The sequence below is a fragment of the Corynebacterium pyruviciproducens ATCC BAA-1742 genome, assembly GCF_000411375.1.
Lineage (GTDB): Bacteria > Actinomycetota > Actinomycetes > Mycobacteriales > Mycobacteriaceae > Corynebacterium > Corynebacterium pyruviciproducens.
This window is the reverse complement of sequence record NZ_KE150448.1, coordinates 420,995-435,606: the sequence shown is the minus strand read 5'-3', so window position 1 is coordinate 435,606 and position 14,612 is coordinate 420,995. Positions and strand designations below refer to the sequence as shown.

The window sequence follows — 14,612 nt, the reverse complement described above, 5'->3', positions numbered from 1 at the left end:
TATAGTAGAGCACAACCGGCACTTGGGGCAAAACGGCAGGTTAACCCATATGGATGAGGGTTGCTGCGGGCGGGCACCACAGGCGTACCGGGGCGAATTTGGCGGTGCCGAGCCCCTGGGAGACGTGGAGCCTCATGGAGCCATAATTGCTGAGCCCCTTGGCGCGGTCGCGGTCGATGCCGCAGTTGGTGACGATGGTGTGCCCACCAGGGAGGCAGATCTGCCCGCCGTGGGTGTGGCCGCAAAGCGCCAGCTGGTAGCCGTCGGCTTCGAACTGGTCGAGCACGCGGGGTTCCGGCGCGTGGAGGACGGCGAGCTTGAGTTCGGCGCCGTCGTGGGGTGGGCCGGGGTACTCGTCGAGGTCGTGGTGGGGGTCATCGACGCCGCCGATGGAGACCTTGAGATCTCCGAGCTTGAAGGCGGCGCGGGCATTGTTCACGTCGTGCCAGCCGTGCTCGACGAAGACGGAGCGGAGGCTGCGCCAATCGTTTTCGCGCGTGCTCACTTTCCGTTTGCGGCCCAGCAGGTAGCCGAACGGGTTGACTAGGCGCGGGCCGAAGTAGTCGTTGGTGCCGAAGCAGAACGCGCCGGGAAATTGCAGCAGCGGCGTGAGGGCCTGGATCGCGCCGGGCAGGCCCTTCGGGTCGGAGAGGTTGTCGCCGGTGTTGATGACGAGGTCGGGGCGGAGATCGGCAAGCGAGTGAACGAACTCGATCTTCTTTTTCTGGCCCGGCAGCATGTGGAGGTCGGAGATGTGAAGGATGGTGCACGTGGGCCCGGGAACGGTCACTTCCTTGAGCTGGAAGTTGGTGAGCTCGGAGTATCCCCAGGCGGTGAGAGCAGCGGCGGGGAGGAGGGTGGCGGGCAGCAACTTCTTCATAGGTAACAGACTACGCTAGCGCTTATGAGTGAATTGAAGGATCGTATCCGTAAAGAAATGACCGCCGCGATGAAGGCCCGGGACAAGGAGCGCACGAACACGTTGCGCATGTTGGTTTCGGAAATCGGCAACGAGGAGACGAAGGGCTCCAAACACGAGTTGACGGACCAGGATGTGCTGGCCGTTGTTGCGCGCGAGATTAAGAAACGCAAGGAATCCGCCGAGATCTACGAGCAGAACGGTCGCCCTGAGCTCGCGGAGAACGAGCTCGCCGAGGCCAAGGTGATCTCCGAGTTCCAGCCCACTCAGCTTTCCGACGACGAGCTGGCGTCCCTGGTGGCCGAGGTTGTTAAGGACACCCCCTCCATGGGTCCCGCGATGAAGGCCGCCAAGGAAAAGGCCGCTGGCCGTGTGGACGGCAAGCGGTTGAGCGAGGCCGTCCGGGCCGAGTTAGCCAAACTCGCGTAGGAGATTGTCCACGGCATTCGCCAGTTCTTCGAGGTCTTTATCCGAGGGGCCGGTGGGTGCCTGTGGTGTCTGGGGGGTGCCTGGCACCTGAGGGGTGGGTGCTGTCGAGGTGGGGGTGGGGGCCGCCTTCGTTCCGTCGGAAAGCACAAGGGTAACGGAGGCACCGGTGTGGGCGAGACCGTCGAAGCGGGCGTAGAGGGCGCGCTCCCTGGGGGTGCCGTTGCCGGGGGCGTACGTTGTGGTGGAGACCTTGTAGCCGGCGTCCTTGAGGCGCTTGGTGGCGGCGTCCTTGCTGAGCCCTGCCACATTGGGGAGGGTGGCGGTGCCGGAGTTGTAGCGGGAATCTGCCTGGGGGAGCGTCCCCGAGGTGGCCGAGGCCGTCTGGTTGGCCACGTTGACCCAGGTGGCGGTTGCTTCCATGCCGCCGTAGAGGGTGCCGTCCTGGCACTGGCGCAGCGGCGCGGTGCACAGCGGGGTGTTCACCTGGCCGTCGTTGAAGATGTAGGTGGAGGCGGCGAACCCGGTGTTGTAGCCGAGGAAGGCGGAGGACTGGTGGGATTCCGTCGTCCCCGTCTTGGACGAGGCCGGGGCCTGCCAGTTCATCGCCTTGCCGGTGGTGGAGGCGGTTCCCTTGGTCAGATCGTCGGAAAGCGCGAGTGAGAGAGCACCGGCGAGCCCGGGCTCGAGAACATCCTCGCACGCGGGGACGTCGAGATGGACGGGCTTGCCCGCCTCAGTGATGGACCGGATCGGAGTGGGTTCGCACCAGCGGCCACCGGAGGCGAGCGTGGCGGCGACGTTGGTGAGCTCGAGCGGGTTGACCGGCGTCGGACCGAGAGTGAACGAGCCGGAGTTGTGGTCGATCACGTCGCGGGCGATGCCCTCCTTGTAGCTGCGCAGGCCGAGGTCGACGGCCATGTTGACGGTGTCCTCCACCCCGACCGCCTCGATGAGGTTGACAAACGTGGTGTTGGGGGAGAGCGCGAGCGCCTCCCGCAGCGTCATCTGCGGCTTGTACGTGCCGGCGTTTTCCACGCAGTACATGCCGGGCGGGCAGTTCTTGGCCCCGCCGAAGCCCATGCCGGATTTCTCCACGCGCGCGGGAACCTGGAGGACGGTATCGATGCCGATGCCCTCCTTGAGCGCGGTGGCGGCGGTGAAGATCTTGAACACGGATCCCGCGCCGCTGCCCAGTGTGCTCGCGGTGAGCGGAAGGACCGTTTCGAAATTCTCCGCGTCGAGCCCGTAGCTGCGGGAGTTGGCCATGGCCACCACCTCGCGCTTGTCGCCCGGGTTGATCACGTTCATGGTCTCCGCCACGCCGGGCGTGGTGGGGTTGGCGTATTGGTCGACGCTCTGCTTCGTGCGCGCCTGCATGGCCGGGTCGATGGTGGTGTGGATCTCGTACGAGCTCTTCAGCAGATCGTCTGTGGAGATCCCCTTGCCATCCAGGTAGTTGAGCACGTAATCGCAGAAGAACCCGAGATCGCCGGCGGTGATGCACCCCTGGGGGAGGCCCTGTGGTTCCGGCAGCACGCCGAGTGGTTCCGCCTGGTAGCGGGCGACATCGGCCTGCGGGATCGCGCCTGTTTCCGCCATCGTCTCTAAGACAGTGTTGCGCCGCTCGAGGGCGCCCTCGGGGTTGGTGTACGGGTCGAGCCCGGAGGTGGATTGAACCAGGCCCGCGAGCATCGCTGCCTGCGGCACGGTGAGCTGTGCCGCCGACGTGTTGAAGTACGTGCGCGCGGCTGCCTCGATGCCGAACGCCCCGTTGCCGTAGGGGACGAGGTTGAGGTAGCGGGCGAGGATCTCCTCCTTAGACAAATTCTTGTCCAGCTCGCTGGCCATCTTCATCTCTCGGAGCTTGCGGGCGTAGCTCGTCTCCACGGCGGCGGCCGCCTCTTCCTCCGTGTCCGCGTTGACCAGGTACATGTAGTTCTTCACGTACTGCTGGTCGAGGGTGGAGGCACCCTGGCGCACGCTGCCGGAGAGCAGGTTGGTCACCATGGCGCGCAGCGTGCCGGTCCAGTCCACGCCGTCGTGCTCGTAAAAGCGCCGGTCCTCGATGGACACGATGGCGTCCTTCATCGGCTGGGCGATCTGATCGGCGGGGACCTCGAATCTGCGTTGCTTGTACAGCCAGGCGATGGGTTTGTTCTCGCCGTCGTACACCGTGGTCACGCCAGGTGTGGTGCCGTCGGTGAGGTCGGCCAACCCGGTCTCCATCGCTTCCTGCGTCCGCGCCACGGCGATGCCCGATAGTCCCGCTACCGGGGCGAGGGCAAGCGCCATGAGCACACCGGCCAGGACAATGGCGGTGAGGATTTGGGCTAGTGAGGTTAATGCTCGCACGCCTATACTCTAGTGGGAGGTGTGACAAACGGGGGTAGCAACTGTTCAACAATGGTGTGACGTATTAGACAAGGTACCCATGCTGTGAATAGGCTAACCGTATAGGGAAGCACAATTGTAAGGAGGACAGCGAATGACCACCTCACTTATCCGACGCCGTCGCAGGAGCCCCTACCTGGTAGGTTCCTCCCGCAAGTTCGACCCGGAACGTGGAAAGTGGATTACCCAAGCTCGCTGCCGCGAAGGCGACCCAGATGCACTGTTTGTTAAGGGTGCCGCGCAGCGAGAAGCAGCCCAGATTTGCCAGGATTGTCCGGTTATGATCGATTGCAGGGCAGATGCCCTTGATAATCGCGTGGAGTTTGGCGTGTGGGGCGGACTGACGGAGCGCCAGCGTCGCGCAGCGTTGCGCCTGCATCCGAACGTGAAGAGTTGGGCCCAGTTCTTTGCCATGGGCGGCCAGCTCGAAGATATCTAACTATCGCTTAATGCGGGCCCGGTGGGATGATTTCCCGCCGGGCCATTTTTTCTGCGGCAGCAGGGCGGGGGCCGCGGGCTCCACGTGCACTACCCGGCCCGGCAGGCAGTATCCGCCACGTGGCCGGGGAAACCGGGCCGGATACCGCACCGGTTGCCGCCTGCCTTGGGCGGGGGAAACGGTGGGCCGGAAACATGCACGGTTTTCACCTAAGATATGGGTTATGACTGACATGACCAAATGGGAATACGCCACAGTTCCGCTGCTCACGCACGCGACCAAGCAAATCCTGGATACGTGGGGTGAGGACGGCTGGGAGCTGGTAACCGTCATGCCAGGTCCGAACCCCGAAAACGTTGTGGCCTACATGAAGCGGCCACGGAAGGACTAAGTATGGATATCACGCTTCCTGAGGTGGCAAAGCCCGTCGCCGCCTACACCCCGGCTGTAGTCACGGGCCACTATGTGTACACCTCCGGCCAGCTGCCGTTTGTGGAAGGCAAGCTGGAAAAGACAGGCAAGGTGGGTGCCGAGGTGACGCAGGAAGAGGCCTACGACCTCGCCCGCACGGCGGCCCTCAACGCGCTCGCCGCGATCAACAACGAGGTAGACCTGGACAAGGTCACCCGCGTGGTGAAGATCGTCGGCTTTGTCAACTCGGCCCCCGGCTTCAACGCCCAGCCCGCAGTGGTCAACGGTGCCTCTGAGCTCATGGAAGAGGTTTTGGGGGAGAAGGGCGTGCACGCTCGCTCCGCCGTCGGCGTTGCTGAGCTGCCGATGGACGCGCCCGTTGAAATCGAACTCATCGTGGAATTTTAAGGGTCAACGATGCAACATCCTGCTTACAGTCTGCTTCGCCCGGTGACGGAAAACATCGGCGTAGTCCTGTGCCCCAACGCCGGGTACTCCTCCCTGGAAGGCACGAACTCGTGGGTGGTACGCGCGCCGGGTGACCCGAACTCCATCGTCATCGATCCTGGCCCACATGACGAGGGCCACCTCAACGTCCTGCAATCCAAGGCGGACCACGTGGCGCTCATCCTGCTCACCCACCGTCACCAGGACCACGCCGGCGGCGCGGAGCGCTTCGCCCAGATGACTGGGGCCCCGGTTCGCTCTCTGGACCCCCGTTACTGTGTCGACGGTTCTCCGCTTGTCGACGAAGAGATCATCGACATCGACGGAGTCACCCCGCGCGTGGAAGTGGTTGCCACCCCGGGCCATACCGCGCACTCGACGTGCTTCTTCGTCCACGGCACGGATGACAAGGTGGAGGGCATCATCACCGGCGACACGATCGTCGGCCGCCACACCTCGATGATCTCCGAGACGGACGGCGACTTGGCCCAGTACCTTCAGTCGCTGCACATGCTCGTCGAGCGAGGCAAGGGCATTCCCCTGCTGCCCGGCCACGGCCCGGATCACCCGGACACCGCCGATCTTGCGGCGCGCTACATTGAGCGGCGCGAGTATCGCCTCAAGCAGGTCCGCGAGGCCCTGAAGGTTCTCGGCCCGGATGCGAAGGTACGCGACATCGTGGATCGTGTGTACGACAACGTCGACCCGGTGCTCCGCGATAACGCCGAGCAGTCCACCCGCGTGACGCTGCGTTACATTCATGAGCACGATTAGGCCGCAGGCTAGGAATAGCACAACCGGCCAAGGCTCGGTTGTGCTTTATTCATGTCCGCCTGTGCAATATGGATCCAACGGCTACAACCACACGAAGATGAGGACTAGCAAAAGTAGCGATCCTACAGTCACAATCCACTGTGGCACAACAGCGTGAACGGCGAGAACAGTTAGGATAATGACCAGGGCTGCGAGAACCAATCGTTTGGGGAGGTTGTAATCCTTGGGTAGGTGCATGATCGTCCCTTTCTAGGTGTCGTAGTGGTGCCTAGAGTACGTCTCCATTGATTTATGTTCAATGGAAAATGCATAACAAGACCCTCAGTATCGTTCGATACTGAGGGTCTCCCGGTTTTAATGAACTAGTGCGCGCGACGGGCGAGGGCCTCGGTTTGCAGGATGACGATGGACTTGCCCTCGAGCTGGATCCAGTTGCGGTGGGCGAAGGTGGCCAGGGCCTTGTTCACGGTCTCGCGGGAGGCGCCAACAAGTTGGGCGATCTCCTCCTGGGTGAGGTCGTGATTGACGCGGAGGACACCGTTTTCGTGCTGGCCGAAGCGGTTGGCCAGTTGCAGGATCGTCTTGGCCACGCGGCCGGGAACATCGGTGAAAATGAGATCGGCAAGATTGTTGTTCGTGCGGCGCAGACGGCGGGCCAACACGCGCAGGAGCTGCTCAGCGATCTCCGGGTGCGATGCGAGCCACTCGCGCAGTTGGTCGGCATTCATCGTGGCGGCTTGGACATCGGTGACGCACACGGCGGACGAGGTGCGCGGGCCGGGATCGAAGATGGACAGCTCGCCGAACATGTCGGAGGGGCCCATAACTTGCAGGAGGTTCTCGCGGCCATCGTTGGCGTGGCGGGCAAGCTTCACCTTGCCGGAGGTGATGATGTACAGGCGGCTGCCGGGGTCGCCCTCCTCAAAAATGGTGGTTCCCCGGCCGAAACGGATGGTCTCCAGATCCTTGATGAGGTTGTTAACCGCCACGGGGTCGACACCTTGGAAGATGCCCGCCCGTGAGAGAACTTCCTGGACAGATTCCATTTTCGCTCCTTCAATGCCTACAAAAGTTACATTTCACACTGTACACTATGTGATAGGTCACTAAAGGGTGAGTGAGGAATTTTCGTCACTTACGGGTACAAATTTTTTCGTAGAACTCCATACCGATGGCAAAAAGTCCGAGGAGGACGGGTACCAGAAGCGAGAACACAAAGATCATGCACGCTAGCTTAGTTACCTCCCGCTAAGGTGGAAACTATGACCGTCGAATGCATCAACGCGCGGCTTGCCAAGGAGCACCCCGACGCGCACTGCGAGCTGAACTACGCCACCCCGTTCCAGCTCGCCGTGGCGACAATTTTGTCGGCCCAGTGCACCGACGTGCGCGTGAACAAGGTCACCCCGGCGCTGTTCCACGATTACCCCGATGCTGCCTCCATGGCGGCCGCCGACGTGCACCATGTGGAGGAGCTCATCCGCTCGACGGGATTCTTCCGCAACAAGGCCAAGAGCATTGTTGCCATGGCCAACGAAGTGGTGGAGCGCTACGGCGGGGAGATGCCCCACACGCTGGATGAGCTCGTCGAGCTCCCGGGCATCGGCCGGAAGACCGCCAACGTGGTCCTGGGCAATGCCTTCGGCGTTCCCGGTCTGACTGTGGACACTCATTTCTTGCGATTGATGAGGCGCCTTGGCATCACCACATCGAGCAACCCAGTGACCGTGGAAAAGCAAGTCATGCCGCTTCTCAACCCGAGCGAGTGGACGATGTTCTCCCACCGCCTCATCTTTCACGGCAGGCGCGTGTGCACTGCCCGCGCGCCCCGCTGCGAGGAATGCGTTCTCGAGGATCTCTGCCCCAAGGTGGGAGTATGAACAAAACAATCGGCTGGTCCATCGTCGGCGCGATCGTCATCATTGCGGCCCTCATTGTGGGAGTGCCACACCTCATGTCGCAGGCACCGGCAACTGATGATGCGTCGGTAGCCGCCACCTCGGCCGAGGTAGCGCCTCGCCCGGACTGCCCCCTGCGCGAGGTTCATGGAGTGGAACTTCAGTGCCTCGGCGGGACGGTGAAGGACGGCGCGGAGGCTGCGGACAAGCAAAAAACACTGGTTAACGTGTGGGCCTGGTGGTGCGAGCCGTGCCGGGAGGAGCTGCCGCTGATCCAAGAGTTCGCGGATGCACACCCGGACTGGACCGTCGTCCTCGTGCACGCCGATTCCAACGCCGCCAAGGGGGCCGCGATGCTCACAGAGATGGGCATCACCCTGCCCAGCTACTCAGATACCGACGGCACCTTCGCCGGGACGCTCTCGCTGCCCAACGTGGTGCCCATCACCCTCATCGGCGACGAGATCCACGCCGGGCCGATAAAGGAGCTGCCATGATTCCCCCGTGGATGGCCCACGTTGCTCACAGCGCGCCTGCCATCAACAACCTGCTGGGCCACCAACGGGCCACCAACCGTGACCGGGAGGCTGCGGTGCTCATGCTGTTTTCCGGCGATAGCGAGGCGGAGACACTGCCGCGCGATGCCGGCGTGCTGCTCACACACCGTAACCCCACCATGCGGACGCACTCGGGCCAGATTGCCTTTCCCGGCGGGCGCACCGATCCCACCGATGACAGCCCGGTGCACACGGCGCTGCGGGAGGCGTGGGAGGAGACGGGCCTGGATCCGGACACCGTGCAACCCGTGGTGAAGCTCGACGAGGTGCACATCCGGCGCTCCGGGTACCCCATTCACCCGATCATCGGCTATTGGGTGGAGCCGGAGGAAGTGTATCCGGCCAGCCTCGATGAAACCGACGACGTTTTTGAGGCGCCTCTTTTCCACCTTCTTGACCCGGAAAACCGGATGATGGTGGGCCACGGTGGGTGGAAAGGCCCGGCATTTTCGATCAACGGGTACGTGGTGTGGGGCTTCACGGCGGGCCTGCTGAGTGCCGTGTTCCGTGGTGCCGGGTGGGAGCGGCCCTGGGATCAGACAGTCACCGACCTCACCACAGCGATTCACCGTTCGCGTAACGGGGAACGACTTCGCTAACATTCTCACTGTTATGTCCCCCGCACTCAACGCCGACCTCATCATCGCGTTTGCCAGCTGTGTCACCTTCTTCTTCGGGTGGCGGCAGGGCGCGTTCGCGTCTGTGCTGTCCGCGGTGGGGGTGGTCAGCGGCATCGTGCTGTCTGTGGCCCTCTTGCCGCTCGTGGCCAACTACACCGCCAACCCCACTCTCACGCTGCTGCTCGGCATCGGAGTGATGGTGCTCATCGCGGGGATCGGCAACCTCCTCGGCGGGTTGGCGGGTTCCAGACTGCGCCAGTCGATCCGCACCCGGACCGCCATGACGGTGGACTCTCTGCTGGGGGCCGTGTTCCAGGTGTTCGCGCTGCTGCTCGTCGTGTGGTTTGTGGCAACGCCGCTCGTCGGTCGCGTTACCGGCCCGGTGGGGGAGGGGCTCTCCAACTCCCGCGTGCTCACTGCCGTGGATCAGCTCACCCCGCCGGTGATTGATAACCTGCCCGCCCGCCTCGCCGCCACGCTCTCGGAATCGGGCCTGCCGCCGCTGGTCTCGCCGTTCACCGGCGCGCGGGAGGTGGAGCCCCCGAACATTCTTATCGACGACACCGCCATGGTTGATCGTGTTCGTCCCTCGGTGGTGTATGTGCTTGCCGACGCCCCCCAGTGCTCGCGTCGGCTCATGGGTTCCGGTTTCGTCATCTCCCCGGACACGATTCTCACCAACGCCCATGTGGTCGCCGGCACCGACACCGTCCACGTGGAGACGGTCAACGGCACCGTGGAGGCCACTGTCGTGTTCTACGATCCCGATACGGACCTCGCCGTCCTCCACTCCGCGGGCCTCGATCTGCCCGCATTGCAGTGGGCCGAGGACGCCGCGTCCACCGGCGATGACGCAGTGGTCATGGGGTTCCCCGAGGGTGGACCGTTTGAGGCCCGGCCGGTGCGCATCCGCGACAAGATCATCGTCAACGGGCCGAACATCTACGCCACCACCCGGGTGGACAGGGAGGCCTACTCGCTGCGCGGGACGATCCGCCACGGCAATTCCGGCGGGCCACTTCTCACCACCGACGGCGATGTCCTCGGCGTCATCTTCGGCACGGCCGTGGACGAGTCTGAAACCGGGTATGCGCTGTCCGCCGACGAGGTGATCTCCACCATCGGCGAGTTCTCCGCCGCCGCCGTGGATACCGGCGCGTGCGTGGCCTAACACCGCGTGCAGTTTCCGGCCCACGGGCGATGAGGTGGGAATAGGATGAAAATTGTTGCACCTCTTTGCGTAGAAAGCCAGAAATAATGCAGAAAACAATCGCCATCGCCTCCGCCACCGCCCTCGCTATGGGCTGTGTTGTCCCCGCACACGCGGCCGAATACAAGCTGGAGGACAGCCGCTGTGTCCTCGCAGCGCAGGCCGGGGAAATCGACTCCCTCTCCAAGGCGATGGAAACCGCTTCCCAGGCCTACCAGGACTACCTCGTAGGTAAGGCAGGAATCTCGCCCGAGGAGCTGGCGGCCTACTCCGACCCGACCACGTCCAGGGAGAAGAAGCAAAAGATCGTCGACAAGCTAGACAACCCCAGCGATGCCATCTTCCTGGCCAAGGAAACCTTCCCCACACTCAACGCACCGCAGTCCTTCACCCTCCTGCACTACGCCACCGTGCTGCCGCAACGGCTTACCGACCCCACCGGGAAGGGGATGACGGGCCTGCTTGAGTTTGTGGCGAAGCACCCCGGCAGCGTCGACACCACAACCGTCACGGCGCTGCGTGCGCTCGTCACCTCGCAGCAGGACTGCCTCGACGGGCTGAAGGCAGACATCTCCGTCGACAACTGGGCCGCAGCGCTGTCCGCCATGGCGGAGTCGAAGGACGAGCAGGAGCAGACGAGCTCCGCCCTGAGCACCGTCATGGAAACCGACTACACCAACCCCGAGGGGCAGACCGTGAGGGTGGGCCTCATCGTGGGGCTCACGCTGGCCTCACTCGTGGGGGCGCTCATCGCCTACGACATCCTCGGCACCGTGTACAACGCGGCCCTCAACCACATCCCAGGGCTGCAGCACTTGCCGGTCGCGCCGGGGCTGCCCGTGCTGTAGATGCCGGCGTGTCACAGAGTCGCTTACCGGCGTCGCGTAAAAGCCACGCGGGTGAGCACGCGCGTGGCAGGGGAGCGCAGATCAAAGTAGGTGGAGTGCGGATTCTCGCATTCCACCCTTTTTACAAGCTCGGGGTGCTTCTGCTTCACCATGCGGGCGATCTTCTCCACGTTCCGGTTGGGCGCAATGAGCGTGACCGGGGCGGTGGCGATGCGGGGAATGGCACGGGCGATGTCCGCGGCGAACGTGTTCACCGAGTAGCCCCGCGGCGGCTGGTCGGATTCCCCAAACCCCCGCAGCGTCAACGTCGTTGCTGTCGGGTGGGTGGGCCCCAGGGAGAGGTAGACGTGCGAAAGGCACCCGCTTGTGTAGTGCAAGCGGATGCCTCGTTGGTACAGGTACACGTTAGGAGTACAGTCCCCGGCCCTGCTCCAGGTTCTTGGTGGCCTTGCCAGGAACGAGGTTCTTCATCTCCTGGACGGATTCCACCGTCTTCTTGGGGGCCTTGATCGTCTTCAGCTTCTTGAGCCCCACCACGGCGAGGACCGCGGCGACAACGAGCATGACGATGAAGATGATGAGCCATGCCGCCCAGCGGGCGATCCACAGGGTGAGCAGCTCAGCGAGGAACACGAAGAAGAAGAAAAGGGAGAACAAGGCAATCACGCCAGCGGCGCCAAGGAGGCCTCCGCCGAGCCCGGCCTTCTTTGCCTCGCCGGTAATCTCCGCCTTGGCTAATTCGATCTCGGAACGAACCAGCGTGGAGATCTGGCTGGTGGCATCGGATACGAGGTCCCCAATCGAACCCTTGCCGGCGGGGCGAGTGTCCACGTCGTGCAGCGGGATCGAGTTAACGCGAGTTGCTACAGGCTCGTTCGGGTCGGTGTATAGTCCGTCGTTGTTGCTCACGTGGTGTCCTTTACGTGTCCTAGCTGTCTTACATTTCCTACATTGTCCGCTGCAATCACGCCATCAGCCGAAATCGGCGATCACGCTGATTGCAACGCTAATAGGTATATCAATCTTACAGTGTAGCCGTCACCGACTATTCTGGCACACATGTTACTCGCATCGGACCACCTCGTCGCGGAGGTCGCCCGTGTTCACCGGCTGAAACCGCGGCAGACCAACGCCGAATCGGTGGCCCGCGGGGCGGTGCTCATCTCCACGCTCGCGGGGGTCGACGCGGAGGTGGCCGCCTCCGCGGCCTCGCTGTTGCTCGACCCGCCGCTGGCCGCGTTCGTGCGCCAGCCGCTCCACATTGTGGCAAAGCTGGATGTGACGCTCGGCGGCAGCGGGGTGCCCAGCGCACCGGACGGGCTCGTCACTCTCGCCGGCGTGGTCGCCCATGACCCTCCCACCGGGGCAGGCGCCGACGCGCTGGGGCTAACCTATGGTGCCCTTGACCACGGGCTCGCGGTGGGCCTCATTGTGTCCCGGCTTGTTGCCATGGTCAGCGGGCTCGACCCCAAGGGACTGTGCGTGCCGGAGGTGTACTACAACCGGCATCGCGGGCGATTCATCACGGCGCTGGAAGCCTACCCCGCCGACCCGCAGCCGCTCTACCAGCTGTACGAGGAAGCGATGTTTGCCGGTGCGTGCGAAGCCGCGGGGATCGCGCGCCAATAATACGTGTCTCAACCGTCAGAATGCCCCCGATTCCTTTCCTCCTTTGAACCGAGTAAAACGCCGTGAACACGGCAAACCGGCCTGTGGCAGGCGCGTGCGGAGGTGAGCGGAGGCGCAAGACAAAAAAATTTGCTCTAAGTCTTGCCGTGAGAAAAAAAGTGTGTCATACTTCGTATTGCACGGCCCCGATATACAGTGTGGCCGGCCCCGGTTCGCCCCCCGAGACCGGGTTATTCTGACGGCCCGCACCCATCCCCCCCCGAGGTGCGGGCCGTCCTTTATGTTCACTTCACTTACCCGCGCGAAAAGATTGCACGCGTGGGGATTGAGGGTGTGAATCCCACTGTCGTGGGTTTGATGAGGTAGTCGATGTTGCGGAAGCTTTGGCATCGGCGTGCGTTGTGCTCCGTACGTTGTTTCAAAAACGGGTTTCATCAAACGGAACAAAACCTGGGACACTTCATATCCCACCCCAGGCCTAATGACTTGGGTGCAGCGGCAACGCTCATCCGATTTAGGCAGAGTCGTTGCAGGATCCAGTGGGTCACCTGGTCCGTGGTCTTTGAATTGTCGGGCGCGCAGGCAAGGCCAGCACGGAAGATCTTCTGCAAGCAACGCTTGTTGGTGCACCGGTAGCGTGGAAGGCGCACATGAAGTTGTTGGGTGGCCGACGATGGGCAGATCGACCAGGCTGCGGATGACGTGGTCGCGGAATACTCCAGGCTGCCCGCAGGTAGGGCATTCATTGATCGGCTCGACGGGTTCGGCTTCAATAACAGTGACGTCACCGTTTTCTGTGGCACCGGTGATAGTAGTTCCTAGTTTTGCGGTGCGGCAGATGGTATCGACGATGACATTTCCGTTAGGCTGCACAGTAGGTCCTTAGTTTTGTACGGATGGATTAGATACCTTTTTCCTACAAAGCCAAGGACCCCAATATCTTGTGCCACGCCCGAACCCCCGGCGAACTAATCAATGCACTCTAAAACCGGAAGAGCCCTTTTAGTACTACTGGTGGATTTCGGTTTTGGTGGGGATTAACGCCGCCGGCTTCGGTTTTTCCGTTGAGGAGGTCGTTGACTACTTCCCGATGGTGAAATGGGTCGATGGTGAGGTAGAGAGGAACCAGTCACCTGGAAGAGATCGATCCAGTCGTTGGTGTGCAATCTGGGAGGTAGGGTCGCGGGGTCGATTCCTCGCGAGCGCAACCATGATTGTGTTTCTGAACGTGATGAAAACAACCCTGCCCTTCGGAGAATTTCCCCTATCCCGCGTCCCCGGGCAGTGAAAACGGTGTGCACCATCGCCTGAAAGGCTTTGCGCTGCTCTATCGGAATCTTCGGGTCACCCACCCGGCGGATCACTAAGATCCCCCCGTCAACGTTTGGCTGTGGCCGGAAAGCAGGCCTTGGTACCCGAGAACCCAGGTGAAATGTGAACCATGGGGACCACTGAGCCGTCATCATCGTGCTTGCGCCTACCCCGGCCCGGCGGCGAGCGACTTCCCACTGCATGAGGAGTACAGCGTCAGTCCATGCTGGCGCATGCAGCAACTTTCGAAGAATGGCAGTGGTGAGGTGAAAGGGAATGTTTCCCACAATGACGCAGGGAGTGGCGGGTAACCGGAAGTTAAGGAAATCATCATGGACCACTTCGACCGCCGCCGAGGAGGTTTCTTGTGTGATTTTGGCAGCTAGTTTTGCGTCCACTTCAACTGCCGTTATCGCCCTCCCCAAGTGGGCCATCGGGTGAGTGAGGGCACCGCTTCCTGGTCCGATCTCAATGATGGGGCCGGAGGTTTGTTTCACAAGGTCGATGATGGAGTTGATGATCTTGTGGTTGGTGAGAAAATTTTGGCCATGCTCGTGACGGCCGTGTCCGTATGCAGACATCAGGTGTGCTCCTTGGATTTGAAAGGGAGCCGGGCATGACAAATAGCCGCCCGGCTAAAGGACCGGAGCGGTTTTTAACCTACGGGGTAGGAAACCGCCTTAGCGGTTGGTGCGCAACCGCAAGAAAGCGGTACCTGAAATCAACATG

General features: G+C 62.4%; 18 protein-coding genes and 1 pseudogene. 11 read left to right on the top strand and 8 right to left on the bottom strand.

Annotated elements, in window-relative coordinates; all coding sequences use genetic code 11:
- Nucleotides 1-40: 40 nt before the first annotated feature.
- The gene (locus tag HMPREF1219_RS11585; RefSeq protein ID WP_016459120.1) at nucleotides 41-880 is read right to left on the bottom strand and encodes a metallophosphoesterase; all 840 of its coding nucleotides are present in this window, start codon (nucleotides 878-880) and stop codon (nucleotides 41-43) included.
- Nucleotides 881-904: 24 nt separating this feature from the next.
- Between HMPREF1219_RS11585 and HMPREF1219_RS11580 the strand changes: the two genes are divergently transcribed.
- Nucleotides 905-1,348, top strand: a complete 444-nt coding sequence (locus tag HMPREF1219_RS11580; RefSeq protein ID WP_016459119.1) for a GatB/YqeY domain-containing protein — start codon at nucleotides 905-907, stop codon at nucleotides 1,346-1,348.
- Here HMPREF1219_RS11580 and HMPREF1219_RS11575 read toward each other — a convergent pair.
- On the bottom strand, nucleotides 1,331-3,640 hold the full coding sequence (locus HMPREF1219_RS11575) for a penicillin-binding protein (RefSeq protein WP_156823313.1): 2,310 nt from the start codon (nucleotides 3,638-3,640) through the stop codon (nucleotides 1,331-1,333). The genes HMPREF1219_RS11580 and HMPREF1219_RS11575 overlap by 18 nt on opposite strands.
- 193 nt (nucleotides 3,641-3,833) lie before the next feature.
- On the opposite strand from HMPREF1219_RS11575, the gene HMPREF1219_RS11570 reads away from it, so the two are divergent.
- The 4 genes from HMPREF1219_RS11570 to HMPREF1219_RS11560 all read left to right on the top strand — a co-directional run bounded on the left by HMPREF1219_RS11570 (nucleotide 3,834) and on the right by HMPREF1219_RS11560 (nucleotide 5,810).
- On the top strand, nucleotides 3,834-4,178 hold the full coding sequence (locus HMPREF1219_RS11570; RefSeq protein ID WP_016459117.1) for a WhiB family transcriptional regulator: 345 nt from the start codon (nucleotides 3,834-3,836) through the stop codon (nucleotides 4,176-4,178).
- A gap of 232 nt (nucleotides 4,179-4,410) precedes the next feature.
- Nucleotides 4,411-4,569: a Sp36 family protein gene (gene sp36, locus HMPREF1219_RS12915; RefSeq protein ID WP_143485512.1), complete on the top strand. Its 159-nt coding sequence runs from the start codon at nucleotides 4,411-4,413 to the stop codon at nucleotides 4,567-4,569.
- A gap of 2 nt (nucleotides 4,570-4,571) precedes the next feature.
- A complete protein-coding gene (locus HMPREF1219_RS11565) occupies nucleotides 4,572-4,997 on the top strand; it encodes a RidA family protein (RefSeq protein WP_016459115.1) in 426 nt (141 codons plus the stop codon).
- A gap of 9 nt (nucleotides 4,998-5,006) precedes the next feature.
- Nucleotides 5,007-5,810: an MBL fold metallo-hydrolase gene (locus HMPREF1219_RS11560; protein ID WP_016459114.1), complete on the top strand. Its 804-nt coding sequence runs from the start codon at nucleotides 5,007-5,009 to the stop codon at nucleotides 5,808-5,810.
- Between the two features lie 362 nt (nucleotides 5,811-6,172).
- On the opposite strand, the gene glxR is transcribed toward HMPREF1219_RS11560, so the two are convergent.
- The gene (glxR, locus tag HMPREF1219_RS11555) at nucleotides 6,173-6,856 is read right to left on the bottom strand and encodes a CRP-like cAMP-activated global transcriptional regulator GlxR (protein ID WP_016459112.1); all 684 of its coding nucleotides are present in this window, start codon (nucleotides 6,854-6,856) and stop codon (nucleotides 6,173-6,175) included.
- A gap of 216 nt (nucleotides 6,857-7,072) precedes the next feature.
- On the opposite strand from glxR, the gene nth reads away from it, so the two are divergent.
- The 5 genes from nth to HMPREF1219_RS11530 all read left to right on the top strand — a co-directional run bounded on the left by nth (nucleotide 7,073) and on the right by HMPREF1219_RS11530 (nucleotide 10,943).
- Nucleotides 7,073-7,690: an endonuclease III gene (gene nth, locus HMPREF1219_RS11550; RefSeq protein WP_016459111.1), complete on the top strand. Its 618-nt coding sequence runs from the start codon at nucleotides 7,073-7,075 to the stop codon at nucleotides 7,688-7,690.
- Nucleotides 7,687-8,205 carry a TlpA family protein disulfide reductase gene (locus HMPREF1219_RS11545; protein WP_016459110.1) on the top strand — a complete coding sequence of 173 codons (519 nt, stop codon included), beginning with the start codon at nucleotides 7,687-7,689 and terminating at the stop codon, nucleotides 8,203-8,205. Before nth ends, HMPREF1219_RS11545 begins: the two co-directional genes overlap by 4 nt.
- A complete protein-coding gene (locus HMPREF1219_RS11540) occupies nucleotides 8,202-8,864 on the top strand; it encodes an NUDIX hydrolase (RefSeq protein WP_016459109.1) in 663 nt (220 codons plus the stop codon). The genes HMPREF1219_RS11545 and HMPREF1219_RS11540 overlap by 4 nt, the downstream gene beginning before the upstream one ends.
- Before the next feature lie 13 nt (nucleotides 8,865-8,877).
- Entirely contained in the window at nucleotides 8,878-10,056 is a 1,179-nt protein-coding gene (locus HMPREF1219_RS11535; protein ID WP_016459108.1) for a MarP family serine protease, read from the top strand.
- A gap of 86 nt (nucleotides 10,057-10,142) precedes the next feature.
- Nucleotides 10,143-10,943: a hypothetical protein gene (locus HMPREF1219_RS11530; RefSeq protein ID WP_016459107.1), complete on the top strand. Its 801-nt coding sequence runs from the start codon at nucleotides 10,143-10,145 to the stop codon at nucleotides 10,941-10,943.
- A 23-nt stretch (nucleotides 10,944-10,966) separates the two neighbouring features.
- On the opposite strand, the gene HMPREF1219_RS11525 is transcribed toward HMPREF1219_RS11530, so the two are convergent.
- Together HMPREF1219_RS11525 and HMPREF1219_RS11520 are read right to left on the bottom strand one after the other, a co-directional pair.
- Entirely contained in the window at nucleotides 10,967-11,347 is a 381-nt protein-coding gene (locus tag HMPREF1219_RS11525; protein WP_016459106.1) for an alpha/beta fold hydrolase, read from the bottom strand.
- A gap of 1 nt (nucleotide 11,348) precedes the next feature.
- On the bottom strand, nucleotides 11,349-11,852 hold the full coding sequence (locus tag HMPREF1219_RS11520; protein ID WP_016459105.1) for a phage holin family protein: 504 nt from the start codon (nucleotides 11,850-11,852) through the stop codon (nucleotides 11,349-11,351).
- Between the two features lie 150 nt (nucleotides 11,853-12,002).
- On the opposite strand from HMPREF1219_RS11520, the gene HMPREF1219_RS11515 reads away from it, so the two are divergent.
- On the top strand, nucleotides 12,003-12,572 hold the full coding sequence (locus tag HMPREF1219_RS11515) for a hypothetical protein (protein ID WP_016459104.1): 570 nt from the start codon (nucleotides 12,003-12,005) through the stop codon (nucleotides 12,570-12,572).
- 455 nt (nucleotides 12,573-13,027) lie between these two features.
- On the opposite strand, the pseudogene HMPREF1219_RS13315 reads toward HMPREF1219_RS11515, so the two are convergent.
- The 3 genes and pseudogenes from HMPREF1219_RS13315 to HMPREF1219_RS13470 all read right to left on the bottom strand — a co-directional run.
- Nucleotides 13,028-13,445: pseudogene (locus HMPREF1219_RS13315) on the bottom strand (transposase family protein); the annotation flags it as partial.
- 164 nt (nucleotides 13,446-13,609) lie between these two features.
- On the bottom strand, nucleotides 13,610-14,464 hold the full coding sequence (erm, locus tag HMPREF1219_RS12665; protein WP_016459102.1) for a 23S ribosomal RNA methyltransferase Erm: 855 nt from the start codon (nucleotides 14,462-14,464) through the stop codon (nucleotides 13,610-13,612).
- A 99-nt stretch (nucleotides 14,465-14,563) separates the two neighbouring features.
- Nucleotides 14,564-14,611, bottom strand: coding sequence for an erythromycin resistance leader peptide (locus tag HMPREF1219_RS13470; RefSeq protein WP_011116968.1), 48 nt, complete (start codon nucleotides 14,609-14,611; stop codon nucleotides 14,564-14,566).
- Nucleotide 14,612 lies beyond the last annotated feature (1 nt).